General features: G+C 72.7%; 20 protein-coding genes. 9 read left to right on the top strand and 11 right to left on the bottom strand.

What is annotated here, in order from left to right; all coding sequences use genetic code 11:
• Positions 1–260: 260 nt before the first annotated feature.
• From ACP7TJ_RS28015 to ACP7TJ_RS27970, 10 genes are all read right to left on the bottom strand, one after another.
• A complete protein-coding gene (locus ACP7TJ_RS28015; RefSeq protein ID WP_376724251.1) occupies positions 261–1259 on the bottom strand; it encodes a sugar phosphate isomerase/epimerase family protein in 999 nt (332 codons plus the stop codon).
• Positions 1260–1274: 15 nt separating this feature from the next.
• A complete protein-coding gene (locus ACP7TJ_RS28010) occupies positions 1275–2483 on the bottom strand; it encodes a Gfo/Idh/MocA family protein (protein ID WP_176710744.1) in 1209 nt (402 codons plus the stop codon).
• A gap of 79 nt (positions 2484–2562) precedes the next feature.
• Positions 2563–3612, bottom strand: a complete 1050-nt coding sequence (locus ACP7TJ_RS28005) for a substrate-binding domain-containing protein (protein ID WP_167742139.1) — start codon at positions 3610–3612, stop codon at positions 2563–2565.
• Positions 3613–3629: 17 nt separating this feature from the next.
• Entirely contained in the window at positions 3630–4649 is a 1020-nt protein-coding gene (locus tag ACP7TJ_RS28000) for an ABC transporter permease (protein WP_093765907.1), read from the bottom strand.
• Positions 4646–6166, bottom strand: a complete 1521-nt coding sequence (locus ACP7TJ_RS27995; RefSeq protein ID WP_093765908.1) for a sugar ABC transporter ATP-binding protein — start codon at positions 6164–6166, stop codon at positions 4646–4648. Before ACP7TJ_RS27995 ends, ACP7TJ_RS28000 begins: the two co-directional genes overlap by 4 nt.
• Positions 6167–6710: 544 nt before the next feature.
• Positions 6711–7892, bottom strand: a complete 1182-nt coding sequence (locus ACP7TJ_RS27990; RefSeq protein ID WP_093765909.1) for an ROK family protein — start codon at positions 7890–7892, stop codon at positions 6711–6713.
• 206 nt (positions 7893–8098) lie between these two features.
• A complete protein-coding gene (locus ACP7TJ_RS27985) occupies positions 8099–8776 on the bottom strand; it encodes a GntR family transcriptional regulator (protein ID WP_370165896.1) in 678 nt (225 codons plus the stop codon).
• 151 nt (positions 8777–8927) lie between these two features.
• Positions 8928–9875, bottom strand: coding sequence for a beta-ketoacyl-ACP synthase III (locus tag ACP7TJ_RS27980; RefSeq protein WP_093765911.1), 948 nt, complete (start codon positions 9873–9875; stop codon positions 8928–8930).
• Positions 9876–10056: 181 nt separating this feature from the next.
• Entirely contained in the window at positions 10057–10197 is a 141-nt protein-coding gene (locus ACP7TJ_RS27975; protein WP_167742142.1) for an MFS transporter small subunit, read from the bottom strand.
• Positions 10166–11518, bottom strand: coding sequence for an OFA family MFS transporter (locus tag ACP7TJ_RS27970; RefSeq protein WP_093765912.1), 1353 nt, complete (start codon positions 11516–11518; stop codon positions 10166–10168). The genes ACP7TJ_RS27975 and ACP7TJ_RS27970 overlap by 32 nt, the downstream gene beginning before the upstream one ends.
• 178 nt (positions 11519–11696) lie before the next feature.
• Here ACP7TJ_RS27970 and ACP7TJ_RS27965 point away from each other — a divergent pair, with 178 nt between their 5' ends.
• The 6 genes from ACP7TJ_RS27965 to ACP7TJ_RS27940 all read left to right on the top strand — a co-directional run bounded on the left by ACP7TJ_RS27965 (position 11697) and on the right by ACP7TJ_RS27940 (position 19526).
• Positions 11697–12668, top strand: coding sequence for a 2-dehydropantoate 2-reductase (locus tag ACP7TJ_RS27965; protein WP_266550447.1), 972 nt, complete (start codon positions 11697–11699; stop codon positions 12666–12668).
• Positions 12665–14590: a molybdopterin oxidoreductase family protein gene (locus tag ACP7TJ_RS27960; RefSeq protein ID WP_427766218.1), complete on the top strand. Its 1926-nt coding sequence runs from the start codon at positions 12665–12667 to the stop codon at positions 14588–14590. The genes ACP7TJ_RS27965 and ACP7TJ_RS27960 overlap by 4 nt, the downstream gene beginning before the upstream one ends.
• A 6-nt stretch (positions 14591–14596) precedes the next feature.
• Positions 14597–16453 (top strand): NAD(P)H-dependent oxidoreductase subunit E, encoded by a 1857-nt coding sequence (locus ACP7TJ_RS27955; protein ID WP_427766216.1) that lies wholly within the window; start codon positions 14597–14599, stop codon positions 16451–16453.
• The gene (locus tag ACP7TJ_RS27950) at positions 16450–17310 is read left to right on the top strand and encodes a 2Fe-2S iron-sulfur cluster-binding protein (RefSeq protein WP_266402360.1); all 861 of its coding nucleotides are present in this window, start codon (positions 16450–16452) and stop codon (positions 17308–17310) included. The genes ACP7TJ_RS27955 and ACP7TJ_RS27950 overlap by 4 nt, the downstream gene beginning before the upstream one ends.
• Before the next feature lie 17 nt (positions 17311–17327).
• A complete protein-coding gene (gene fdhD / locus ACP7TJ_RS27945; RefSeq protein ID WP_093765917.1) occupies positions 17328–18176 on the top strand; it encodes a formate dehydrogenase accessory sulfurtransferase FdhD in 849 nt (282 codons plus the stop codon).
• 123 nt (positions 18177–18299) lie between these two features.
• Positions 18300–19526: a DUF4185 domain-containing protein gene (locus ACP7TJ_RS27940; RefSeq protein WP_367486457.1), complete on the top strand. Its 1227-nt coding sequence runs from the start codon at positions 18300–18302 to the stop codon at positions 19524–19526.
• Here the strand turns inward: ACP7TJ_RS27940 and ACP7TJ_RS27935 are convergent.
• Positions 19462–20502 (bottom strand): bile acid:sodium symporter family protein, encoded by a 1041-nt coding sequence (locus tag ACP7TJ_RS27935; RefSeq protein ID WP_367450251.1) that lies wholly within the window; start codon positions 20500–20502, stop codon positions 19462–19464. The genes ACP7TJ_RS27940 and ACP7TJ_RS27935 overlap by 65 nt on opposite strands.
• Positions 20503–20680: 178 nt before the next feature.
• Between ACP7TJ_RS27935 and ACP7TJ_RS27930 the strand changes: the two genes are divergently transcribed.
• From ACP7TJ_RS27930 to ACP7TJ_RS27920, 3 genes are all read left to right on the top strand, one after another.
• Positions 20681–21562 carry a LysR family transcriptional regulator gene (locus tag ACP7TJ_RS27930; protein ID WP_266402351.1) on the top strand — a complete coding sequence of 294 codons (882 nt, stop codon included), beginning with the start codon at positions 20681–20683 and terminating at the stop codon, positions 21560–21562.
• A gap of 313 nt (positions 21563–21875) precedes the next feature.
• On the top strand, positions 21876–23702 hold the full coding sequence (locus tag ACP7TJ_RS27925) for an AMP-dependent synthetase/ligase (RefSeq protein ID WP_427766210.1): 1827 nt from the start codon (positions 21876–21878) through the stop codon (positions 23700–23702).
• A 134-nt stretch (positions 23703–23836) separates the two neighbouring features.
• Positions 23837–24628, top strand: coding sequence for an aldo/keto reductase (locus ACP7TJ_RS27920; RefSeq protein ID WP_427767501.1), 792 nt, complete (start codon positions 23837–23839; stop codon positions 24626–24628).
• The last annotated feature ends 61 nt before the right edge of the window (positions 24629–24689 follow it).

Raw genomic sequence — 24689 nt, 5'->3', positions numbered from 1 at the left:
CTCCGGGAACGGGATGGGCCGTACGGAACAGGTGCTGATCGTGCGGTGCGTGCGGGCGCCGGGGTGCGCCGTCACCCCGGAGGCGTGGGTGCCCTGAACACTCAGGGACGGTAACCGCGTTCATCCTGGGGCAACAGCCCTTGGACCACGCCTGGTTGAACTTTTTCCCAACTGAGGACAAAGCGGATTCCGGGCAGGCCGGACCGGGGACCGGCGAAAGCGCCGGCCCCCGTCCCGACACCTGCGGTCGGGCCTGTCCCTCAGCTGTTGAAGGCCGCGTCGAAGGAGGCGCTGGGCGGTTCGAAGTCGAAGGCCTTGAGGCGCTTCAGGGCCTCCGGGGCGCCCTGGAGGCGGTCCATGCCCGCGTCCTCCCACTCCACGGAGACCGGGCCCTGGTAGTCGATGGAGCGCAGCATGCGGAAGACGTCCTCCCAGGGCACGTCGCCGTGGCCCGCGGAGACGAAGTCCCAGCCGCGCCGGGGGTCGCCCCAGGGGAGGTGGGAGCCGAGCCGGCCGTTGCGGCCGTCGAGGCGCTTGCGGGCCTCCTTGCAGTCGACGTGGTAGATCCGCGCGCGGAAGTCCCACAGGAAGCCGACCGGGTCGAGGTCCTGCCAGACGAAGTGGGACGGGTCGAAGTTCAGCCCGAAGGCCGGGCGGCGGTCCACCGCGTCGAGGGCGCGCACGGTGGTCCAGTAGTCGTACGCGATCTCGCTGGGGTGCACCTCGTGGGCGAAGCGCACCCCCTCGGCGTCGAAGACGTCCAGGATCGGGTTCCAGCGCTCGGCGAAGTCCTCGTAGCCGCGCTCGATCATCGACTCGGGGGCGGGCGGGAACATGGCGACCAGGTGCCAGATGGCGGAGCCGGTGAACCCGATCACGGTGTCGACGCCGAGCAGGGCCGCGGCGCGCGCGGTGTCCTTGATCTCGGCGGCCGCCCGCTGCCGTACGCCTTCGGGCTCGCCGTCGCCCCAGATGCGGGCGGGCAGGATGTTCTGGTGGCGTTCGTCGATGATGGCGTCGCAGACGGCCTGGCCCACCAGGTGGTTGGAGATCGCCCAGCACTTCAGGCCGTACTTGTCGAGGAGCTGGTGGCGGCCGGCCACGTAGGAGGGGTCGGCGAGGGCCTTGTCCACCTCGAAGTGGTCGCCCCAGCAGGCGAGTTCGAGGCCGTCGTAGCCGAAGTCACGGGCGAGCCGGCAGACCTCCTCCAGCGGAAGGTCGGCCCACTGGCCGGTGAACAGGGTGAAGTTGCGCGGCATCCGTATCCGTCCTCCTCAGGCGGCGATCGGGGTGTAGACGGCGTTCTTCTCGGCGCTCTCCTCCACCGCCGCGAGGACGCGCTGCACCTGGAGCCCGTCCGCGAAGGACGGTTCGGGGCTGCGGCCCTCGGCGACGGCGTGCACCAGGTCGCGGGCCTGGTGCGCGAAGGTGTGCTCGTAGCCGAGCCCGTGGCCCGGCGGCCACCAGGCGTCCAGGTAGGGGTGGTCGGGCTCGGTGACGAGGATGCGGCGGAAGCCGCCGTGCGCGGCGTCCCCGGTGCCGTCGTGGTACTCGAGCTCGTTGAGCCGCTCCAGGTCGAAGGCGAGCGAGCCGCGCTCGCCGTTGAGTTCGATGCGCAGGGCGTTCTTGCGTCCGGTGGCGTACCGGGTGGCCTCGAAGGACGCCAGCGCGCCGGAGGCGAACCGGCCGGTGAACACGGCGGCGTCGTCGACGGTGACCGGTCCGGTGCCGGCCGCGGAGACGGCGGCCAGGCCGCTGCTCGGCGCGGTGGGCAGCGGCCGCTCGCGGACGAACGTCTCGGTGAGCGCGGAGACGCCCGCGAGCCGCTCCCCGGCCAGGTGCTGGGCGAGGTCGACGATGTGCGCGCCGAGGTCGCCGAGCGAGCCGGAGCCCGCCTGCTCCCGGCGCAGCCGCCAGGTGAGCGGGAACTGCGGGTCCACCAGCCAGTCCTGGAGGTACGCCACCCGCACGTGCCGCAGGGTGCCGATGCGGCCCTCCTCCACCATCCGCCGGGCCAGTGCGGTGGCGGGCACCCGGCGGTAGTTGAAGCCGACCATGGCCGCCTGGCCGCGGTCCCGCGCCTCCTGGGCGGCGCGGGCCATCGCCTCGGCCTCGGCGACGGTGTTGGCGAGGGGCTTCTCGCACAGCACGTGCTTGCCCGCGGCCAGCGCGGCCAGCGCGATCTCGGCGTGGCTGTCGCCGGGGGTGCAGATGTCGACGAGGTCGATGTCGTCGCGCTCCACCAGGGCCCGCCAGTCGGTCTCGGCCTCCGCCCAGCCGTGCCGGCCGGCCGCCGCCCGCACGGCGTCGGCGTCCCGGCCGCAGATCACGGCCATCTCGGGGCGGAGCGGCAGTTCGAAGACACGTCCCACGGTGCGCCAGCCCTGGGAGTGGGCGGCGCCCATGAAGGCGTACCCGACCATGCCGATGCGCAGCGGTGGCTTCCCCGTTTCCGCCCCTTCGGACGCTTGCGGCTGTGCCATTCGGTAGTCCTCCTCGTCGTCGTGGCGGGCGGGGCGGTCCCCGCCCGGTGGGCTGGTCAGGCCCGTGGGGCGGGGCTCCTCACTTGAAGCCGGTGGGCATGTACTGGTCGACGTTGTCCTTGTCGACGACGGCCGAGTAGCAGGTCACCGACGAGGGGATCTCGAATTCGGCCAGGCCGCCGATGCCCTTGCCCTGGCCGAGGGCTCGGGCGAGGTCGATCGCGGAGGCGGCCATCGTCGGCGGGTACAGCACCGTGGCCTTCAGGACACCGTTGTCGGCCTTGATGGCCTCGAAGGCGGAGAGCGCGCCGGCGCCGCCCACCATCAGGAAGTCGTCGCGCCCTGCCTGCTCGATGGCGCGCAGGGCGCCCACGCCCTGGTCGTCGTCGTGGTTCCACAGCGCGTCGAACCGCGACTGGGCCTGGAGCAGCTGCGCCATCTTGGCCTGGCCGGACTCGACGGTGAACTCGGCCGCCTGGCGGGCCACCTTGCGGATGTTCGGGTAGTTCTTCAGGGCGTCGTCGAAGCCCTGGGTGCGCTGCTTGGTCAGCTCCAGGTTGTCCAGGCCGGCCAGTTCGATCACCTTGGCGTCCTGCTTGCCCTTGAGCTTCTCGCCGATGTAGTGACCGGCGTTGAGGCCCATGCCGTAGTTGTCGCCGCCGACCCAGCAGCGGTACGCCTGCGGGGTGTTGAAGATGCGGTCGAGGTTGACGACGGGGATGCCGGCGCGCATCGCCTTCAGCCCGACCTGGGTGAGGGCCTTGCCGTCGGCCGGGAGGATCACCAGGACGTCGACCTTCTTGTTGATGAGGGTCTCGATCTGGCCGATCTGCTGGGCGGTGTCGTTGGAGCCCTCGGTGATCTCCAGGGTGACGTCGGAGTACTTCTCGGCGCGCTTCTTGGCGTTGTCGTTGATGGCGTTGAGCCAGCCGTGGTCGGCCTGCGGTCCGGCGAAGCCGATGGTGACCTGCTTGCCCGGCTTGTCGTCGGCGGCCGGCTGGTTGTTCGCGGCCGGCTCGTCGCCGCCGCTGGGCTCGTTGCTGGTGCAGCCGGTGACGAGGGCGCCGGCGGAGACGGCGGCGGCTCCGAAGAGGAGCCCTCTGCGGCTGGTGAACGTCGGCTCTGGCATGGCGGTGAACCCTTCCCTCAGGTCGTGCTCGCGGTACGCCGCTGGACCAGCACGGCGGCGACGATGATCGCGCCCTTGGCGATCTGCTGGACGTCGGTCTGCAGGTTGTTCAGGGCGAAGATGTTGGTGATGGTGGTGAAGATCAGGACGCCGAGGACGGAGCCGACGATGGTGCCGCGGCCCCCGGTGAGCAGGGTGCCGCCGATGATCGCGGCGGCGATGGCGTCGAGTTCGTAGAGGTTGCCGTTGGTGTTCTGTCCCGAGCCGGACAGAACGATCAGCAGGAAGGCGGCGATGCCGCAGCACAGCCCGGACAGCAGGTACAGGTAGAGACGCTGGCGGCGCACGTCGATGCCGGCCAGGCGGGCGGCCTCCGCGTTGCCGCCGACGGCGACGGAGCGGCGGCCGAAGGTGGTGCGGTTGAGCACCAGCCAGCCGACGACGGTGACCGCGGCGAACACCAGCACCAGCGGGGGGATGCCCAGCACGTAGGCGTCGCGCTCGCCGAGGTCGAGGACGCTGTCGACGGTGACGATCTGGGTGCGCCCGTCGGTGATCTGGAGGGCGAGACCGCGGGCGGAGGCGAGCATGGCGAGGGTGGCGATGAACGGCACCATCCCGCCGTACGCGATGAGCACCCCGTTGACCAGGCCGCAGCCGAGTCCGACCAGGACGGCGGTGAAGAGGATGCCGGCGAAGCCGTACTCCTGGGTGGCGACGGTGGTCGCCCACACCGAGGCGAGGGCGACGATCGCGCCGACGGACAGGTCGATGCCGCCGGAGATGATGACGAAGGTCATGCCGACGGTGACGACGCCGATGACGGACGCCTGGGTGAGGACCAGCTGGAGGTTGCGGGTGTCCAGGAACTGGTCCGGCTTGGTGAGGCCGCCGATCAGGATCAGTACGGCGAGCACGCCGAGCAGGGACAGGGTGCGCACGTCGGCGCGGAACAACACGGCCCGCCAGGCGGGCGTTTCGGCGGCCGACGGCACCTTGCCGGTGCTGTCCCGCGGCGGGGAGACGGGCTGCGTCATGACGCCGGGCTTCCTTCCATGACCAGATCGAGTACACGGTGTTCGTCGAGTTCGCGGGCGGGCGCCGTGTGGACGACGGAGCCCTCGCGCAGCACCAGGACGCGGTCGGCGAGGCCGAGGACCTCGGGCACCTCGCTGGAGACCAGCAGCACGGCGAGCCCTTCGTCCGCCAGCCGCCGTACGACGGCGTACAGTTCGGCCCGCGCGCCGACGTCGACGCCGCGGGTGGGTTCGTCGAGCAGCAGCACCCGGCAGCCGCGCAGCAGCCAGCGGGCGAGGACGGCCTTCTGCTGGTTGCCGCCGGACAGGGTGCGCACGGGCACGTCGGGGTTGTCGGGCCGCAGGGACAGCTCCCGGACCGCCGCGCGCGCCGCCCCCAGTTCGGCGCCGCGGTCGATCCATCCGGCCCGCGCGAAGCGGGACATCGAGGAGACGGACACGTTGCGGGTGACCGACTCCAGCATCAGCAGGGCCTGCGCCTTGCGTTCCTCGGGGGCGAGACCGAGTCCGGCGCGCACGGCCGCGCGGACGCTGCCGGGGCGCAGGGGTTTCCCGTCGACGAGGACGCGGCCGGTGTCGGGCTTGCGGGCGCCGTAGATCGTCTCGAGGATCTCCGACCGCCCGGACCCGACGAGTCCGGCGAGACCGACGATCTCGCCGGGACGCACCTGGAGGTCGAGGGGGGCGAACTCACCCTGCCGGGACAGGTTTTCCACGGTGAGGACCGGTTCGCCGACGGCCGGCGGGGCGGCGGGCCGGGGCGGGAAGACGTACTCGACGTTGCGGCCCGTCATCAGCGACACCACCTCGCTGGTGGGCGTCGACTTCGCGGGCAGCCCGCGGGCCACGGCGCGGCCGTCCTTCAGCACGGTCACGCGGTCGCCGATGCGGCGGATCTCCTCCAGGCGGTGGGAGATGTAGACGACGGCGACGCCGGCGGCGGTCAGGTCGCCGACGATGCGGAAGAGGTTGTCGACCTCGTCCGGGTCGAGCGCGGCGGACGGCTCGTCCATCACGATGAGCCGCACGTCGTGGGAGAGGGCGCGGGCCATGGACACGATCTGCTGGTGTGCGGCGGAGAGGTCGCCGACCAGGCGGCCGGGGTCGATCTCGGGGTGTCCGAGGCGCTTCAGCAGGTCGGCGGTGGAGGCCTTGGCCGCCCGGCCGCGGACGACGAAGCCCGCGGCGGTGGGTTCGTGGCCGAGGTGGACGTTCTCCGCGACCGACAGGTGTTCCACCAGGTCGAGTTCCTGGTAGATGGTGGCGATGCCGAGGCGCATGGCGGCGATCGGCGAGCGCAGCGTGACGTCGTCGCCGCGCCAGCGGATCGTGCCCGTGTCGGGCTGGTGGGCGCCGGCCAGCACCTTGATGAGCGTGCTTTTCCCGGCGCCGTTCTGGCCGAGCAGGCAGTGCACCTCGCCGGCCTGGACGTCGAGATCGACCCCGTCCAGGGCCCGGACTCCCGGGAACGACTTGGTGATGCCGGACATGCTGAGCAGCGGTGGTTCTGATGCCATGCGGATTCCCCTCGGCGGGCGTGGGCCGACGGCCCCTCGCGGGGCAAGAGTTTTCGGGCAGGGCGGAGCGGAGCGGCGGCGGTGGGGTGGTGTTCGGGGCGGGTGGTGCGGGGCGGGCCCCGCGTCCACGGTGGTGCGTCTCTCTGCCGGGACGGGCGGCTTCCGCCCCGGCGGACCGTGCGGACGGCGTCCGCACCGGCACGGTGGTGCTCGCGCGTCGGCGACGGGGTGGCGTCCGCGCCGGCGGGTGGTGCTGTGCGCGCCGGAAGCGGGCGGCTTCCGCACCGGCGGTGCGGGCTCCCGATGCCGATACGACTGGCGGTCGTCCAGCACGGTGGTGCCTCGCACGCCGGAACGGGCGGCTTCCGCACCGGCGGGTCGTGTTCCGTGCCGGTGCGGCTGGCGGTCGCACCGGCGCTGTGCCTTGGGCGCCGGTGCGGGTGGGCCCCGTACCGGCGGTGGTGCTGTTCGGGTCGGTGCGGGCGGGCCCGCGCCGGGGCGGTGCTGGTCGGGCCGGTCCGGTGGCGGCCGTACCGGCGTGGTCCTACGCGGGTGAGAACAGGTGGTCGCTGATGAGGCGGGCCGCGCCGATGACTCCGGCGGTGGGGCCCAGCTCGCCCAGGACGATGGGCAGGTTGCCCGTCGCCAGGGGCAGCGACCCTCGGTAGACCTGGGTGCGGATCGCGGCGAGCAGGGTGTGGCCGAGGCCGGTCACCCCGCCGCCGATCACCACCAGGCCCGGGTTGAAGAAGCTGACCAGGCCGGCGATGACCTGCCCGGTGCGGTTCCCTCCCTCGCGGATCAGGTCGAGGGCGGTGGCGTCACCCGCGGCCGCCGCGGCGGCGACGTCGACGGCGCTGAGCGTGCCGTTCGCCTCCAGCCGGGCGGCGAGTTCGGGCGAGAGCTGCTGCTCGGCGGCCTCCGTCGCGTCCCGCGCGAGGGCCGCGCCGGAGAAGTGCGCCTCGAGACAGCCCCGGTTGCCGCAGGCGCACGGGCGTCCGTCGGGCACGGCCTGGATGTGCCCGATGTCGCCCGCGCTGCCCGTCGTACCGCGGTACACCTCACCGCCGACGACGATGCCGCAGCCGATGCCGGTGCCGATCTTGACGCAGAGGAAGTCGGCGACGGTGCGGGCGACGCCCGCGTGCTGCTCCCCCAGCGCCATGAGGTTCACGTCGTTGTCGACCATGACCGGGCAGCCGAGTTCCTGGCTGAGCGCCTCCCGCACGGGGAAGCCGTCCCAGCCGGGCATGATCGGCGGCGCGACCGGAACGCCCTCGGGGAAGCGGACCGGCCCGGGGACGCCGATGCCGGCGCCGTCGAACCCCTCCGCGAGCCCGGTGGCCCTCAGCTTGGCGGCCATGGCCAGCACCTGCTCGAAGACCGCGACCGGTCCCTCGCGCACGTCCATCGGCTGGTTGATGTGCCCGAGGATCTCCAGCTCGGCGTTGGTGACGGCGACGTCGACCGAGGTCGCGCCGATGTCGACGCCGAGGAAGCGCAGGTGCGGGTTGAGACGGATGTTGTGGGAGCGGCGCCCGCCGCGCGAGGCGGCGAGTCCGTCGGCCACGACGAGTTCCGTCTCCAGCAGCCGGTCCACCTCCACGGCCAGCTTCGACCGGGACAGGTCGACCTGGTCGCCCAGCTGGGCACGGGAGTTGGGTCCGCCGTCGCGCAACAGCCTGAGCAGTCGTGCCTGATGGGCGTTCGCGGGTCGCGCAGTCATGCGTCTCACGAGCCCCTCCCCGCCTCGTCGGCTGTGCGCGCCGGATTCCGGCCACGTGTGTGGCGTGCTTTCGGATGGGAAAGTAGCAGCGCCTGCCGGAGGTGGGAAGAAGTCGCGCAGGAATTGGCCCCTACTTTTTCCACTCTCAGGACAAAGAGGGGGGTGCGGGGCCCCGGACGACCCCGCTCAGGCCGGACGAAAGCCCCTCAGGAGTCCTCCCGCGCGTGGTACGACCGCCGGGTGTGCTCGGTGTGCTCGCGCATCAGACGTGTGGCCGACTGCTCGTCCCGGGCGGCGATGGCGGAGATCAGCTCTCGGTGCTCGATCCAGGACTGCTCGCCGCGCTGCCGGGCCACCGGCGTGTAGTACCAGCGCACCCGCCGGTCCACCTGGGCGGCCAGCTCGGCGAGGACCGTGTTGCCCGCGAGTTCCATCACCTTGGCGTGGAAACGGGCGTTGAGCGCCACCGCGGCGTCCACGTCGTCCGCCTCGACGGCCTTGAGCCCTTCGGCGAGGATCTCCTCCAGCGCCTGGACGCCCTTGCTGCCTGCGTTGCCCGCGGCGAGCCGGGCCGCCTCCGCCTCCAGCAGCGTGCGGACGGTGAGGAGCTGGTCGGCCTCCTCCTCCGTCGGCTCGTGCACGAACGCGCCCTGGGCGGGCCGCAGATCGACCCACCCCTCGGTGTTGAGTCGCTGGAGCGCCTCGCGCACCGGCTGACGGGAGACGCCGAGGTGGCCGGCGAGTTCGCTCTCGACGAGGTGCTGGCCCGGCTGGAGGGCGCGGGTGGTGATGAGTTCGAGCAGTGCCTCGTAGACGCGGTCGCGCAGCGGGCCCGGCCGCTCGAGCCGGGGCACCGCCCCGTGGGGCAGTCCTGTCGACAACATCGGTCCCCCTCTCCGGCGGCGCCGCGCGTCCGTGGTGAACGCCGGTGACACCGCAGACGTCCTGGGTGATTGTCTTTCGTCTACAGTCTACGGCGCGCCGCCGCACCCCGTTCCGGTTGCCCTCGTCACACCCGCGCCATGGGACGCGCCGTCAGGGGCACCGCACGACCTGCCCCGCGTACGACAGGTTGCCGCCGAAGCCGAACAGCAGCACCGGGTCCCCGCTCGACACCGCGCCCTGCTCGACGAGCTTGGAGAAGGCGAGCGGAATGCTCGCGGCCGAGGTGTTGCCGGAGTCGACGACGTCCCGCGCGACGACGGCGTTGACGGCGCCTATCCGGCGCGCGAGAGGTTCCACGATCCGCAGGTTGGCCTGGTGCAGCACGACCGCGGCGAGGTCCTCGGGCGCCAGCCCCGCCTTCTCGCAGGCGCGGCGGGCGAACTCCGGCAGCCGGGTGGTCGCCCAGCGGTAGACGCTCTGTCCCTCCTGCGCGAACCGCGGCGGAGTCCCCTCGATCCGCACCGCGTTGCCCATCTCCGGCACCGAGCCCCACAGCACCGGACCGATGCCGTCCGCCGCGCCCGGCCCCGCCGCCTCCACCACGGCCGCACCCGCCCCGTCGCCGACCAGGACGCAGGTGGTGCGGTCGGTCCAGTCGGTGACGTCGGACATCTTGTCGGCGCCGACGACCAGCACCCGGTGCGCCCCGCCGGCCCGCACGGCGTGGTCGGCGGTGGCGAGGGCGTGGGTGAAGCCGGCGCAGACCACGTTGATGTCCATGACGGCGGGGCCCGGCATGCCGAGGCGGGCGGCGACGCGGGCCGCCATGTTGGGCGAGCGGTCGGTCGCGGTGGAGGTGGCGACCAGGACCAGGTCGATCTCGTCGGGCGTCCGGCCGGCCGCGGCGAGCGCCTTGGCGGCGGCGTGCGCGGCCAGTTCGTCGACGGGCTCGTCGGGCCCGGCGATATGACGGGTACGGATGCCCACCCGGCTCGTGATCCACGCGTCGCTGGTGTCGACCATGCCCGCCAGGTCCTCGTTGGTCAGGACCCGGGCGGGCTGGTAGTGGCCGACGGCGGTGATGCGTGAGCCGCTCATGGTGATCCCCTCGTGATCCGGTTGCGGGATGCACCAGTCTGATCAGTGACTCACGGGTACGAGTGCAGGTGGAGCGACAGGAAACGGGCGCGAGGCTTGTCGCCTTCCGTCAGCCCCCGGCGGGCCGCGTCAGGCGTCCCCGCGCCCGTCCTGTCCATGAGCACGCGCATGAACCGCCGGATCACCCGGTGAACAGCTGCGTCGCCTTCCGCACCAGCTCGTACAGGCCGTAGGCGAGCGGGAGGCCCACCCACAGCCAGGCGAAGGCGATCAGCGCGCGGCGCGCGGGCTCAGGCGGACTCGGGCTGCTCTCGCCGGTCATCGGCGGCCTCCTTCGATGCGACGGCCGGGGCGTCGGCGCCCGGTTCGTGGTGACGCGGATGGACGGGGCGGACCAGTTCGTTGGCGACGAAGCCGACGGCCAGCAGCCCGATCATGACGACCAGGGAGACGCCGTACAGGGACGGGCCGTGCTTGCCGGCCTCCTCCTGCCGGTCGGCGACCCAGTTGACGATGAGCGGTCCGAGGACGCCGGCGGTGGACCAGGCGGTGAGCAGCCGGCCGTGGATGGCGCCCACCTGGTAGGTCCCGAAGAGATCCTTGAGGTAGGCGGGGACGGTCGCGAAGCCGCCCCCGTAGAAGGAGAGGATGACGAGCGCGGCCAGCACGAACAGCGGCTTGGAGGAGTCGCCGAGCGACCAGATGAGGGCGTACATCAGCGCGCCGACGCCGAGGTAGACGCGGTAGATGTTCTTCCGGCCGATGAGGTCGGAGGTGGTGGACCAGCCGAGGCGTCCGGCCATGTTGGCGGCGGACAGCAGGGCGACGAACCCGGCGGCGGCCGTGGCGGACACCGGCGCGGAGCTGTCCGCGAAGAAGTCGGTGATCATCGGCGCGGCCTTCTCCAGAATGCCGATCCCGGCGGTCACGTTCATGCAGAGCACGATCCACAGCAGCCAGAACTGCGGGGTGCGCACGGCGGACCGGGCGGAGACCTGCGGCCCGGCGGTGACGGCGGGCGCGTCGGCCGCCGGCCGCGCGGGGGGCGGCACGCGCACCAGGAGCACGCCGAGCAGCATGAACACGGCGTACGTCAGCCCGTGCACCAGGAAGGCGTACGCGATGCCGACGTTGTCGGTGCCGAAGGACTGGAGCATCTGCGCCGACCAGGGGGAGGCGATCAGCGCGCCGCCGCCGAAGCCCATGATGGCGATGCCGGTGGCCATGCCGGGCCGGTCCGGGAACCACTTGATGAGCGTGGAGACGGGCGAGATGTAGCCGATGCCCAGGCCGATGCCGCCGACGAAGCCGTAGCCGAGGACGATCAGCCAGTACTGCTCGGTGGCGGCGCCCAGCGCGGAGAGCAGGAAGCCGGAGGAGAAGCAGATCAGGGCGACGGTCATCGCCCAGCGCGGGCCCCGGCGTTCGACGAGGGTGCCGCCGAAGGCGGCGGACAGACCGAGCATGACGATGCCGAGCTGGAAGGGCAGCGCGCTCTGGGTGCCGCTGAGGTCGAGCGCGGACTCCAGCGGCGGCTTGAACACGCTCCACGCGTAGGCCTGGCCGATGGAGAGGTGTACGGCGAGTGCGGCGGGCGGGACGAGCCAGCGGCTCCAGCCCGGCGGTGCGACGGGGGGACTCATGGGTCCCCCACCGTAGGGAGCGGCCCGCCCGTTGAGAAGACGGTTGAGCGGACAACCACCGGTACTGCACAAAGCCTTGTCGGCCCCCTCTCCATACTGTAGACAATATTTCGTCGACAGAGATTCGGCGATTCTCCCGGTTCTTCGGTGTCCCTCGACCGGACGGAGCTCCCTCGCCATGAAAGTCGCAGTCCTCGGCGCCGGTGCGATCGGCGCCTACGTGGGCGCCGCGCTCCACCGCGCGGGCGCCGACGTGCATCTCATCGCCCGTGGACCGCATCTCGCGGCCATGCGGCAGGACGGAGTACGGGTGCGCAGCCCGCGCGGCGACTTCACCGCGCGTCCCCACGCCACCGACGACCCGGCCGACGTCGGCCCCGCCGACTACGTGTTCCTGGGCCTGAAGGCCACCTCGTACGCGGCGTGCGGGCCGCTGATCGAGCCGCTGCTGCACGACACGACGGCCGTCGTGGCCGCCCAGAACGGCATCCCCTGGTGGTACTTCCACCGGCACGGCGGCCCGTACGACGGACGCCGGCTGGAGAGCGTGGACCCCGGCGGCGCGGTCAGCGCGGTGCTCGCGCCCGAACGGGCCGTCGGCTGTGTGGTGTACGCGGCCACCGAACTCGAACGGCCCGGTGTCGTCCGCCATGTGGAAGGCACCCGCTTCTCGGTCGGCGAACCCGGCCGCGGCGTCTCCGCGCGCTGTCTCGCCCTGAGCGAGGTGATGCGGGCGGGCGGTCTGAAGTGCCCGGTCGAGCCGGACCTGCGCAACGACATCTGGCTCAAGCTGCTGGGCAACATCTCCTTCAACCCGATCAGCGCCCTGGTGCGCGCCACCATGCGGCAGATGTGCCTGCACGGCGGCACCCGCCGGGTCATCGGGACGATGATGTCCGAGACCCTGGCGGTCGCCCACGCGCTCGGCTGCGAGGTCGGCGTCTCCATCGAACGGCGGCTGGCCGGCGCCGAGAGGGTCGGCGACCACCGCACCTCCACGCTGCAGGACCTGGAACGCGGCAAGCCGCTGGAGCTCGACGTGCTGCTCGCGGCCGTGGTCGAGCTGGCGGAGATCACCGGCGTCCCCGTGCCCACCCTGCGCACCGTGCACGCCCTGTCCGACCTGCTCGCGCTGAGGAGCGCCGCATGAGGAAACGCGACCGGACCCCGAAGACCTACACCCGCCTCACCCATCCCCTCGTCCGGGACGCACGCGGCGAGCCGCTGCGCCGGGCGGCCTGGGACGAGGCGCTGGACCGCACCGCGCGCGAACTGGAGGCGGCGCGCGGCGCGTTCGGCATGTTCTCCTGCTCCCGCGCCACCAACGAGACGAACTACGTGGCGCAGAAGTTCGCCCGGGTCGTCATGGGCACCAACAACGTCGACTCCTGCAACCGCACCTGTCACGCGCCCTCGGTGGCAGGGCTGTCCGCCGCGTTCGGCTCGGGCGGCGGCACGTCGTCGTACGAGGAGGTGGAGCACACCGACGTCATCGTGATGTGGGGCTCCAACGCACGTTTCGCCCACCCGATCTTCTTCCAGCACGTCCTCAAGGGCATCCGGGGCGGGGCCCGGATGTACGCCGTCGACCCGCGCCGGACGTCCACCGCCGAGTGGGCGGAGAGCTGGCTCGGGCTCGACGTCGGCACGGACATCGCGATGGCGCACGCGATCGGCCGCGAGATCATCCACGCGGGCCTGGTCAACGAGGCTTTCGTCCGGCGCGCCACCACCGGCTTCGAGGAGTACAGGGAACTCGTCGAGCCCTGGACGCCGTCCCTCGCCTCGAAGGTGACCGGCGTCCCGGCCGCCGCGATACGGGAGCTGGCGCACGCCTACGCCCGCGCCGAACGCGCCCAGCTGTGCTGGACGCTGGGCATCACCGAGCACCACAACGGCACCGACAACGTGCGCGCCCTGATCAATCTCGCGCTGCTGACCGGTCACGTCGGCCGCTACGGCTCGGGGCTCCAGCCGCTGCGCGGGCAGAACAACGTGCAGGGCGGCGGCGACATGGGCGCGATCCCCAACCGGCTGCCCGGCTTCCAGGACCTCCTCGACGCGGACGTGCGCGCCGCGTTCGAGGCCGCCTGGGACACCGTCGTCCAGCCCCGGTACGGGATGACGCTGACGGAGATGTTCGAGGCGATGGAGGACCGGTCGCTGCGCGCCGTCTACTGCATCGGCGAGAACCCGGCCCAGTCGGAGGCGGACGGCGACCGGGCCGTGCGCCGGCTGAAGGAGCTGGACTTCCTCGTGGTGCAGGACATCTTCCTGACGAAGACCGCGGAACTGGCCGACGTGGTGCTGCCCGCGACCGCCGGCTGGGCCGAGACCGAGGGCACCACCACCAACAGCGAACGCCGGGTGCAGCGCGTGCGCCGGGCCGTGACCCCGCCCGGCGAGGCCCGCGAGGACATCGACATCCTCTGCGACCTCGCCGGACGCCTGGGCCACGACTGGAAGTACGACGGCGCCGAGGCCGTGTGGAACGAGCTGCGCGCGGTCTCGCCGGACCACCGCGGCATGACGTACGCCCGCCTCGAGGAGCACCAGGGCATCCAGTGGCCCTGTCCGAGCACGGACCGGCTGGAACCGCCGTACCTGCACGGCCGGCTGTGGGAGAAGGACCCGGAACGCCGGGGCCGCCCGGCGCCGTTCGGGATCGTGCGGCACGACCCGCCGGTGGACCTCACCGACGAGCGGTACCCGGTCCGGCTCACCACGGGACGGCGCCTGGACTCCTACAACACCGGTGTGCAGAGCGGCAGTTACGCCTCCCCCTTGCGGCGCGGCGAGTACGTCGAGCTGAGCCCGGAGGACGCCGAGCGGTACGGGGTCGTGGTCGGCGAGGAGGTGCTGGTGACCTCGCGGCGCGGGTCCGTGCGGGCGCCGGTGTGGGTGGACCCCGCGCTGCGGCCGGGGCTCGCGTTCATGACGTTCCACTTTCCCGACGAGGTGGACACCAACCGGCTGACGATCGAGGCGAACTGCCCGATCGCGGGGACGGCGGAGTTCAAGGCGTCGGCGATCCGGATCGAGAAGCTCCCGGCTCCGGCAGACTTGAGGTGAGCGAGCGTGGACCTGCGTTTCGGCGACAGCGAACCGACGGACGAGGAGCGAGCCGCCGTCGACGCCCTGCTCGGGCCGCCCGAGTCGTCCTGGGAGGGCGCCGGCCGCTCCGACGCGGATCTGAGGTGGGCGCACGGCGGACGGGCCGCGCGTGACCGCCGCGACCTGCTGCTGCCGGGGCTGCACGCGCTCAACGACCGGGTCGGCTGGATCAGCGACGGCGGGCTGGACTACCTGTGCCGCCGGCTGACGGTCCCCCCGTCCGAGGCGTACGGGGTGGCGACGTTCTACGCCATGTTCTCCGTCCGCCCGCGCCCGGCCACGGTGCTGCACGTGTGCACGGACCTGGCCTGCGCGGCGGCGGGCGCGCCGAAGCTGTGCGAGGCGGTGGAGGCGCGCCTGGGCCCGGAGTCGGGGGTGCGGGTGGAGCGCAGCCCGTGTCTGGGCCTGTGCGAGCGGGCCCCGGCGGCGCTGGTGGTGCGGGCCGGGGAGGACGCCGCCCGTGCGGTGACCGACGGCGGGACGCCACGGGCCACCGCCGTGTCCGCCCCCGCCACCCCCGGCGCCGTGGTCCGGGCGGCGCTCACCCCCGAGAACGCCTCTGAGGAGCCACCGGCCGCCCTGGCGGTCCCCCAGGCGCCCGACCCCGGGCTCCTCCTGCTGGGCCGCGTCGGCACGGTGGACCCCGCCGACCTGGACGACTACCGGGCGCACGGCGGGTACACCGCGCTGCGCCGCGCCTTCGCGCTCGGCCCCGCCGGGGTGATCCGGGAGGTGACCGACTCCGGGCTGCTGGGCCGCGGCGGGGCGGCCTTCCCGACCGGCCGCAAGTGGCAGGCCACCGCCTCCCAGCCGGACCGCCCGCACCACCTGGTGTGCAACGCCGACGAGTCCGAGCCGGGCACGTTCAAGGACCGCGTGCTGATGGAGGGCGACCCGTACGCGCTGGTCGAGGCCATGACGATCGCGGCGTACGCGACCGGCGCCCGGCACGGGTACCTGTATCTGCGCGGCGAGTACCCGCGCGCCCTGGTCCGCATGGAGCACGCGATCGCGCAGGCCCGCGCCCGCGGTCTGCTCGGCGACGACATCCTGGGCCAGGGGTTCTCCTTCGACATCGAGATCCGGCGCGGCGCGGGCGCCTACATCTGCGGCGAGGAGACCGCGCTGTTCAACTCGATCGAGGGCTTCCGGGGCGAGCCCCGCTCCAAGCCGCCGTTCCCGGTGGAGAAGGGCCTGTTCGGCAAGCCGACGGCCGCGAACAACGTGGAGACGCTGGTCAACGTCCTGCCGGTGCTCACGCTGGGCGCGCAGGCGTACGCGGCGATCGGCACCGGCGCGTCCGCCGGCCCCAAGCTGTTCTGCGTCTCGGGCAGCGTGGAGCGGCCCGGCGTCTACGAGCTGCCGTTCGGCGCCACGCTCGGGGAGCTGCTGGCGCTCGCCGGGGTGCGCGACTCCCTCAGGGCGGTGCTGCTCGGCGGGGCCGCCGGCGGGTTCGTCCGCCCCGACGAGCTGGACATCCCGCTCACCTTCGAGGGCGCCCGGGCGGCGGGCACCACCCTCGGCTCGGGTGTCGTCATGGCCTTCGACGACACCGTCCCGCTCCCCCGTCTGCTGCTGCGCATCGCGGAGTTCTTCCGTGACGAGTCCTGCGGGCAGTGCGTGCCGTGCCGGGTCGGCACCGTACGCCAGGAGGAGGCGCTGCACCGGATCGCGGAGCGCACCGGTGCGGACGCCGCCGCCGACATCGCCCTGCTGCGCGAGGTGGGGCGCGCGATGCGGGACGCCTCGATCTGCGGTCTGGGCCAGACCGCGTGGAACGCCGTGGAATCCGCCATCGACCGTCTGGGGGCGTACGAATGACCGTGACACCGCTGGGGATCCCCCGCCGTCTGCTGGAGTTCACCCTGGACGGGGAGCCGGTCCGGGCGCCCGAGGGGTCGACGATCCTGGACGCCTGCCGGGCCGCCGGCAAGGACGTCCCGACGCTGTGCGAGGGCGACACGCTCACGCCGAAGAACGCCTGCCGCGTCTGTGTGGTCGAGGTCGAAGGTTCGCGCACCCTGGTCCCGGCCTGCTCGCGCAAGGCCGAGGCGGGCATGGAGGTGCGCACCGGCACCGAGCGGGCCCGGCACAGCCGCAAGGTCGTCCTGGAACTGCTCGCCTCCTCGGTCGACCTGTCGACGACGCCGCGGGTCGCCGAGTGGCTGAAGGAGTACGGGGCGAAGCCGGACCGCTTCGGCCCGGACGCGGCCCGTGTGAACGAGGAGCCGCGCGTCGACAACGGCCTCTACGTGCGCGACTACGGCAAGTGCATCCTCTGCTACAAGTGCGTGGACGCGTGCGGTGACCAGTGGCAGAACACCTTCGCGATCTCCGTCGCCGGGCGCGGCTTCGACGCCCGGGTCGCGGTGGAGCACGACGCCCCGCTGACCGATTCGGCGTGCGTGTACTGCGGCAACTGCATCGAGGTGTGCCCGACGGGGGCGCTGTCGTTCACATCCGAGTTCGACATGCGGGGGGCGGGTACGTGGGACGAGTCGCGGCAGACGCGCACGACGACCGTGTGCGCCTACTGCGGCGTGGGCTGCAACCTGACGCTCCATGTGCAGGACAATGAGATCGTGAAGGTCACGTCGCCGCACGACAACCCGGTGACCCACGGCAACCTGTGCATCAAGGGCCGGTTCGGCTACCAGCACGTGCAGAACCGGGACTGAACGGAACGGACAGGGACATGGGACGAGTCACGGAACGACGCAAGGTGATCCGCATCCGGGACGGGGCGGTCTCCACCCGCCCGGACACGCTCGTCGCCGAGGAACCCCTGGAGATCCGGCTCAACGGCAAGCCCCTGGCGATCACCATGCGCACCCCGGGCGACGACTTCGCGCTGGCGGCCGGCTTCCTGGTCAGCGAGGGCGTCCTGGCGGCCGCGTCGGACCTCCGCAACATCGTCTACTGCGCCGGGGCCACGGCCGACGGGTCGAACACCTACAACGTGGTCGACGTGACGACCGCGCCCGGGGTGTCCGTCCCCGACATCACGCTGGAGCGCAACGTCTACACCACCTCGTCCTGCGGGCTGTGCGGCAAGGCCAGTCTGGACGCGGTGCGCACCACGACCCGGCACCCGATCGCCGACACCCCGCCGCTGCGGGTGACGCCGGAGCTGCTGGCCGGGCTGCCGGACCGGCTGCGGGCGGCCCAGCGGGTCTTCGACCGGACCGGCGGACTGCACGCGGCGGCCCTGTTCGACGAGCACGGCGGACTGCTCGACGTACGGGAGGACGTGGGCCGGCACAACGCGGTCGACAAGCTGGTCGGCCGCGCCCTGCAGAGCGGGGACCTGCCGCTGTCCCGGACGGTCCTCATGGTGTCCGGGCGGGCCTCGTTCGAGCTGGCGCAGAAGGCGGTCATGGCCGGCATCCCGGTGCTGGCGGCGGTCTCGGCGCCGTCCTCGCTCGCCGTGGACCTGGCGGCGGAGACCGGCATGACCCTGGTGGGCTTCCTGCGGGGCAGCTCCATGAACGTGTACGCGGGTGAGGAGCGGATCGCCCTGCGGGCCGCGGCCGTCCGGGCCTGACCGCATCCCCTCGCTGCACGGCGGCGGGGTCCCGACGGCGGGGAGCGCCCCCTGCGCCGCGGGGCCCCGCCTCGGCCGAGGCCCCGTGGACCCGGGCCCGTACGGCCGCTAACGTCACCCGGCGTGCCCGGCGACACCGTGCGAGTACGGCGGCTGACGGGGGCCGGGACCGCGGCGGCGCTGGTCCTGGTCCTCGGGGCCGTGCTGGTCACGGGGCGGTCGGAGGACGACGGCGGCCGCGAGGGGTGTCCGCCCCGCACGGTCGTCTCCTGGGCGCCCGAGCCCGGGCTCACCTCCGCCTTCGCCCGCTACGGCGACGACGACACCCGCACCGACGACTGGACCGGCGGGGACGGCACGCACTCGGTGCGGCTGCCGGACGGGCGGCTGCTGTGGCTGTTCTCCGACACCTTTCTGGGCCGGGTGCACCGGCCGCCCAACCCGGCGGGCGAGGCGTACGCCTGGCGGGACGGCGGCGCGCCGCTGGTGCGCAACTCGGCGGTGGTGATGCGCGGCGGCCGGCCCGAGGCCACCCTTCCGGCCCCGCTCTTCCCCGACCCGGCCCCGGGGAGCTGGCGCTGGCCGGTCGCCGCCCGCGTCGAACCGCGCTCCCCCGGCGCGGCGGAGCGCGTGCTGAGGGTGCTGCTGTGGGTGCGGCGGCACGGCGCCCCTCCGTGGATCTACGGGGAGCCCCTGGCCACCGAGGTCGCCACGCTCTCCCTGCCCGCCCTGCGCCTGGAGTCGGTGACCACGGTGCTGGACGAGCGGCGGACCGGCGACCTCTCCCGCCGCGTCCTGTTCGGCACCACGCTGGTCGCGGAGGACGGCTGGACGTACGTGTACGGCGGTGACGACGGGCGCCCCGCGTCCCGCCCGGCCTCGCACGCCTATGTGGCCCGGGTGCCCGAGGGAGGTCTCGGCGACCCGGCCGCCTGGGAGTACTGGGACGGCTCGGGCTGGCGGTCGCGCGCGCGTCCGGCGCCGGTGCTGGGCGACGGGCGGCGCACGGGGGTGGGCAGCGCCTTCACGGTGACGCGCGACGACCGGACGTATGTGCTGTTCACCATGGCGGCGGGGGCGGAGGGGCTGGCCACGGTGACGGCGTACTGGGCGTGTTCCCCGGCCGGGCCGTGGCACGGTCCGGCGGGCGCGTTCACCCCCGCGCTGCCCGCGCCGGGCACCGCCGCCTACAACCCGCAGGCGCATCCCGGGCTGGGCCGGGACGGGCGGCTGGTGCTGAGCCACGACGTGAACTGGCTGGACACGTCCACGGCGGCGGGGATGCTCAGCCGGAACGTGTCGCTGTACCGGCCTCGGTTCGTGACGGTGCGGCTCGGTCCTCCGGAGTGACCTCCGGGACGGGGTCCTTGGAGCGGCGCTTGGCGATGACCGCGCACACCATGAGCTGCATCTGGTGGAAGAGCATCAGGGGCAGCACGGCCAGCGAGGCGTGCGCCCCGAACAGCACGCTCGCCATGGGCAGTCCGGCGGCCAGCGACTTCTTCGACCCGGCGAACTGGATGGCGATCCGGTCCTCCCGGCCGAAGCCGAGGCCCTTGGCGCCGTACCAGGTGAGCGCCAGCATCACGGCGAGCAGCACGGCCTCGACGACGAGCAGTCCGCCGAGCCGGGCGGGGCTCACCTGGCTCCAGACGCCCTGCACCATGCCCTCGCTGAACGCGGTGTAGACGACGAGCAGGATGGAGCCGCGGTCCACAAGACCCAGCACCTTGCGGTGGCGGGCGACGAAGCCGCCGGTCCAGCGGCGGGTGAACTGCCCGGCGAGGAACGGCACCAGCAGCTGGAGCACGATCTTCACCACCGAGTCCCCGGAGAAGCCGCCCACGCTGCCGCCGAGCAGCGCCGCCGCGAGCAGCGGGGTGACGACGATGCCGGCCAGCGAGGAGAACGACCCGGCGCAGATCGCGGCGGGCACGTTGCCGCGGGCGATCGAGGTGAACGCGATCGACGACTGGATGGTGGAGGGGACCAGGGTGCAGAACAGCAGCCCCTGGTACAGGGGGTCGGTGAGGAACACCGGGACCAGGCCCCGGGTGGCCAGGCCCAGCAGCGGGAAGACGATGAAGGTGCAGGCCAGGACGGTGACGTGGAGCCGCCAGTGCTTGAGACCGTCGAGCGCCTCACGGGTGGACAGGCGGGCGCCGTAGAGGAAGAAGAGGAACGCGATCGCGGCGGTGGAGGCGCCGGACGCGACGTCCGCGCCGGCGCCCCGGGCGGGCAGCAGCGCGGCCACGCCCACCGTGCCGAGCAGGAGCGTGATGTACGGGTCGATCGGCAGCCGGCGCGGCCAGTGCAGGCGTTTCACGGTGCTCCACGTGCTCGGGTGGGTGTGCTCGGCGGTGCGGTTCCCCGGAGCGGGTGCCCCGGGCTGCCGGGGACAAGGGGTCCCCGCTCCATCCTGCTCCCCCGTTCCGTGATCGGGAATCCCGCACACCGCTCTCACTGTGATCGTGATGCGCGATGACCGGGGTAGGCTGCCGGGCATGTACGAGCCGGTCCACCTGCGGACCTTCCTGTCCGTGGCGCAGACGCTGAGCTTCACGCAGGCGGCGCGGCGGCTCGGGCTGCGCCAGTCGACGGTGAGCCAGCATGTGCGGCGGCTTGAGGAGGCCACCGGGCGGCAGCTGTTCACCCGGGACACCCACTCGGTGGAGCTGACCGAGGACGGCGAGGCGATGCTCGGCTTCGCGCGCCGCATCCTGGACGTGCACGAGCAGGCGGCGCAGTTCTTCACCGGCACCCGGCTGCGCGGACGGCTGCGGTTCGGGGCGTCCGAGGACTTCGTGCTGACCCGGCTGCCGGAGATCCTCGAACGGTTCCGGCACGAGCACCCGGAGGTCGACCTGGAGCTGACGGTCGAACTGTCGGGCACCCTGCACGAGCAGCTCGCCGCGGGCCGGCTCGACCTGGTGCTGGCCAAGCGGCGGCCGGAGGATCCGCGCCCGGACCCGCACCGGCTGGTGTGGCAGGACGAGCTGGTGTGGATCGGCGCGCCGGGTCTGCGGCTCGACCCGCACCGCCCGGTGCCGCTGATCGTCTACCCGCCGCCGGGCATCACCCGGGCCCTCGCGCTGCGGGCGCTGGAGCGTGAGGGCCGGCAGTGGCGGATCGTGTGCAGCAGCGGCAGCCTCAACGGTCTGCTCGCGGCGGCGCGGGCGGGGCTCGGGGTGATGGTGCACGCGCGCGGGCTGATCCCGCCGGGGCTGGTGAGGATGCCGGAGCGGGCCGGGCTGCCGGAGCCGGGCTCGGTGGACTTCGTGGTGGTGCACGGCCGGCGGCGGCCCTCGGCGCAGGGCGCGGCGGACGCGCTCGCGGCGGCGATCCTGGCGGGCGGCGACCGGCTGCACCGCGGCGGACAGGGGTGACGGCCGGGCGGGGGTGACGGTCCGGGCCGCCCGTGCGCTGAGCTGGGTGAGGGCCGTCGCGCCGCCCAAGGGCCGGTCATGGGGTCGTACAGATTCCGTGGAGATTACGGCACCGAAACTTACTCCACCGTCAGGAATGTGCCCGGACCTTACCCACTTGCGCGGTTTCTCCTTCACCGGTCGCCGATGGCGCGCCCTTTTCGCGGATTTCGTCCCCCTCCCGCCCCCGGATCCCGTGGGGTAGCTTTCACGGCGCTGTGCGGGACGACGGTGTTGCCGCACCGGTCCGGGCGCCAGGAAGCGGGGAGCGGGATTGCGCGAGTTCACCAACCCTCCGTTGTCACAGGCGCCCGCGGCGGGCGGTCTGGCCGACGTGGTGTTCCGGTACGCGGAGGAGGAGCCGCTGCGGGTGGCGCTCGGGCGCAAGGACGAGGGCGGCCGGTGGCGCGACGTGACCTGCGCCGAGTTCCGTGACGAGGTGCTCGCCCTGGCGAAGGGCCTGCTGGCGAGCGGGATCCGGTTCGGCGACCGGGTCGCGATCATGTCCCGCACCCGCTACGAGTGGACCCTGTTCGACTTCGCGCTGTGGTCGGTCGGCGCGCAGGTCGTCCCCGTCTACCCGACGTCGTCGGCGGAGCAGTGCTCGTGGATGCTGCACGACGCGGAGGTGACGGCGGCGATCGTGGAGCACGAGGACCACGCGATGACCATCGCGACGGTCATCGACCGGCTGCCGCGGATGCGCAGGCTGTGGCAGCTCGACGCGGGCGCGGTGCAGGAGCTGTACGACGCGGGCGCGCACCTCGAGGACGACGTGGTGCACCGGCACCGCCGGGCGGTCACCCCCGACTCGGTGGCGACGGTCATCTACACCTCGGGCACCACCGGCCGCCCCAAGGGCTGCGTCCTCTCCCACGGCAACTTCATGTACGAGGCGGACACCGTCATCGAGCGCTGGGAGCCGGTGTTCCATTCCAAGCGGGGCGACGAGGCGTCGACGCTGCTGTTCCTGCCGCTGGCGCACGTCTTCGGACGGATGGTGGAGGTCGCGGCGATCCGCGGCAAGGTGAAGTTCGGCCACCAGCCGCAGCTCAACGCGGCCGCGCTGATGCCCGACCTGGCCGCGTTCCGGCCGACGTTCATCCTGGCCGTGCCGTACATCTTCGAGAAGGTGTTCAACGCGGCGCGGCGCAAGGCCGAGCGGGAGGGACGCGCGGGGCCGTTCGAGAAGGCGGTCGACGTGGCCGTCCGGTACGCCGACGCGGTGGAGGTGAAGGCCTGGGGCACCGGCCCGGGTCCTTCGGCGTCGCTGCGGATGCAGCACCAGCTGTTCGAGAAGCTCGTGTACTCCAAGATCCGGACGGCGATGGGCGGCAGGATCCGGCACGCCATGTCGGGCGGCTCCGCGATGGACCGGCGCCTCGGCCTGTTCTTCGCGGGCGCGGGCGTGCACATCTACGAGGGGTACGGGCTGACGGAGTCGACCGCGGCGGCCACCGCCAACCCGCCCGAGCGCACGCGCTACGGCACCGTCGGGCAGCCGATCCCCGGGGTGGGCGTGCACATCGCGGACGACGGCGAGATCTGGCTGCACGGCGAGAACGTCTTCCAGGGCTACCTCAACAACCCCAAGGCCACCGACGAGACGCTGCACGACGGCTGGCTCGCCACCGGCGACCTGGGCTCGCTGGACGAGGACGGCTATCTGACCATCACCGGGCGGAAGAAGGAGATCCTGGTGACGTCCGGCGGCAAGAGCGTCTCGCCGGGCGTGCTGGAGGAGCGGGTGCGCGACCATCCGCTGGTCAACCAGTGCATCGTGGTCGGCAACGACCGGCCGTACGTGGCCGCGCTGGTCACCCTGGACCAGGAGGCGGTCGAGCACTGGCTGGCGATGCGGGACAAGCCGCGGCTCTCCCCGGCCGAACTGGTGCGCGACCCGGATCTCGAGACGGAGGTGCGGCGCGCGGTGGTCACGGCCAACACGCTGGTCTCGCAGGCCGAGTCGATCCGCACCTTCCGCATCCTGGCGCAGCCGTTCACCGAGGAGCACGGGCTGCTCACCCCGTCGCTGAAGCTGAAGCGCAGGGCCATCGAGAAGACGTACGCCGAAGAGGTCGAGGCGCTGTACCGGGCGTGAATTGCGCGGTCAGGAATGCGGCGCGGGCCGTGATCGTCGACGATGGGGGTAACACTGGTAATACCTGACCACAACCTAAGGATCGAGAGCTCGTGAGCAAGGTCCCCCCGATCACCCTGAACAACGGCGTCGAGATGCCCCAGCTCGGGTTCGGCGTCTGGCAGGTACCGGACGCGGAGGCCGAAACGGCCGTGGCGGCGGCGCTGGAGGCCGGCTACCGCAGCATCGACACGGCGGCGATCTACGGCAACGAGAAGGGCACCGGCAGGGCCGTCGCACGGTCGGGCGTCCCCCGTGAGGACATCTTCGTCACCACCAAGCTGTGGAACAGCGACCAGGGTTACGACGCCACCCTCAAGGCCTTCGACACCTCGCTGGCCAAGCTCGGCCTCGACTACGTCGACCTGTACCTCATCCACTGGCCCACCCCGGCCCGCGACCTGTACGTCGACACGTACAAGGCGTTCGAAAAGCTGCTGTCCGACGGGCGGGTGCGCGCGATCGGCGTGTCCAACTTCCTGCCGGAGCACCTGGAGCGGCTGATCGAGGCGACCTCGGTCGTCCCGGCGGTCAACCAGATCGAGCTGCACCCGCATCTGCAGCAGGCCGCCGCGCGGGAGTACCACGCGGAGCGGGGCATCGCCACCGAGGCGTACTCCCCGCTCGGCTCCGGCAAGGGCATCCTGGAGATCCCGGCGATCGTGGCCATCGCGCAGAAGCACGGCCGCACGCCCGCCCAGGTGGTGCTGCGCTGGCACCTCCAGCTCGGCAACGTCGTCATCCCCAAGTCGGTGACGCCGTCCCGGATCGAGGAGAACATCGACGTCTTCGGGTTCACCCTGGACGCCGAGGACCTGGCGGCGATCAGCGCGCTGAACGAGGACCGGCGGGTGGGTCTGAACCCCGCGGAGTTCAACCAGGGCTGACGGCACGGACGCCGGCGGCCGGCCCCCGCGGTGACGGGGCGCCGGCCACCGGCGTGTCCGG

The sequence above is a fragment of the Streptomyces sp. DSM 41931 genome (assembly GCF_050271085.1).
Lineage (GTDB): Bacteria > Actinomycetota > Actinomycetes > Streptomycetales > Streptomycetaceae > Streptomyces > Streptomyces albogriseolus.
The sequence above is the reverse complement of the archived record's forward strand: the minus strand, read 5'-3'. Positions and strand labels throughout refer to the sequence as shown.

Bases quoted from the DNA above. Each gene is read 5' to 3' on its own strand.
- ACP7TJ_RS28015 (WP_376724251.1), bottom strand. From the start codon at position 1,259: ATGCCGCGCAACTTCACCCTGTTCACCGGCCAGTGGGCCGACCTTCCG.
- ACP7TJ_RS28010 (WP_176710744.1), bottom strand. From the start codon at position 2,483: ATGGCACAGCCGCAAGCGTCCGAAGGGGCGGAAACGGGGAAGCCACCG.
- ACP7TJ_RS28005 (WP_167742139.1), bottom strand. From the start codon at position 3,612: ATGCCAGAGCCGACGTTCACCAGCCGCAGAGGGCTCCTCTTCGGAGCC.
- ACP7TJ_RS28000 (WP_093765907.1), bottom strand. From the start codon at position 4,649: ATGACGCAGCCCGTCTCCCCGCCGCGGGACAGCACCGGCAAGGTGCCG.
- ACP7TJ_RS27995 (WP_093765908.1), bottom strand. From the start codon at position 6,166: ATGGCATCAGAACCACCGCTGCTCAGCATGTCCGGCATCACCAAGTCG.
- ACP7TJ_RS27990 (WP_093765909.1), bottom strand. From the start codon at position 7,892: ATGACTGCGCGACCCGCGAACGCCCATCAGGCACGACTGCTCAGGCTG.
- ACP7TJ_RS27985 (WP_370165896.1), bottom strand. From the start codon at position 8,776: ATGTTGTCGACAGGACTGCCCCACGGGGCGGTGCCCCGGCTCGAGCGG.
- ACP7TJ_RS27980 (WP_093765911.1), bottom strand. From the start codon at position 9,875: ATGAGCGGCTCACGCATCACCGCCGTCGGCCACTACCAGCCCGCCCGG.
- ACP7TJ_RS27975 (WP_167742142.1), bottom strand. From the start codon at position 10,197: ATGACCGGCGAGAGCAGCCCGAGTCCGCCTGAGCCCGCGCGCCGCGCG.
- ACP7TJ_RS27970 (WP_093765912.1), bottom strand. From the start codon at position 11,518: ATGAGTCCCCCCGTCGCACCGCCGGGCTGGAGCCGCTGGCTCGTCCCG.
- ACP7TJ_RS27965 (WP_266550447.1), top strand. From the start codon at position 11,697: ATGAAAGTCGCAGTCCTCGGCGCCGGTGCGATCGGCGCCTACGTGGGC.
- ACP7TJ_RS27960 (WP_427766218.1), top strand. From the start codon at position 12,665: ATGAGGAAACGCGACCGGACCCCGAAGACCTACACCCGCCTCACCCAT.
- ACP7TJ_RS27950 (WP_266402360.1), top strand. From the start codon at position 16,450: ATGACCGTGACACCGCTGGGGATCCCCCGCCGTCTGCTGGAGTTCACC.
- fdhD (WP_093765917.1), top strand. From the start codon at position 17,328: ATGGGACGAGTCACGGAACGACGCAAGGTGATCCGCATCCGGGACGGG.
- ACP7TJ_RS27930 (WP_266402351.1), top strand. From the start codon at position 20,681: ATGTACGAGCCGGTCCACCTGCGGACCTTCCTGTCCGTGGCGCAGACG.
- ACP7TJ_RS27920 (WP_427767501.1), top strand. From the start codon at position 23,837: ATGCCCCAGCTCGGGTTCGGCGTCTGGCAGGTACCGGACGCGGAGGCC.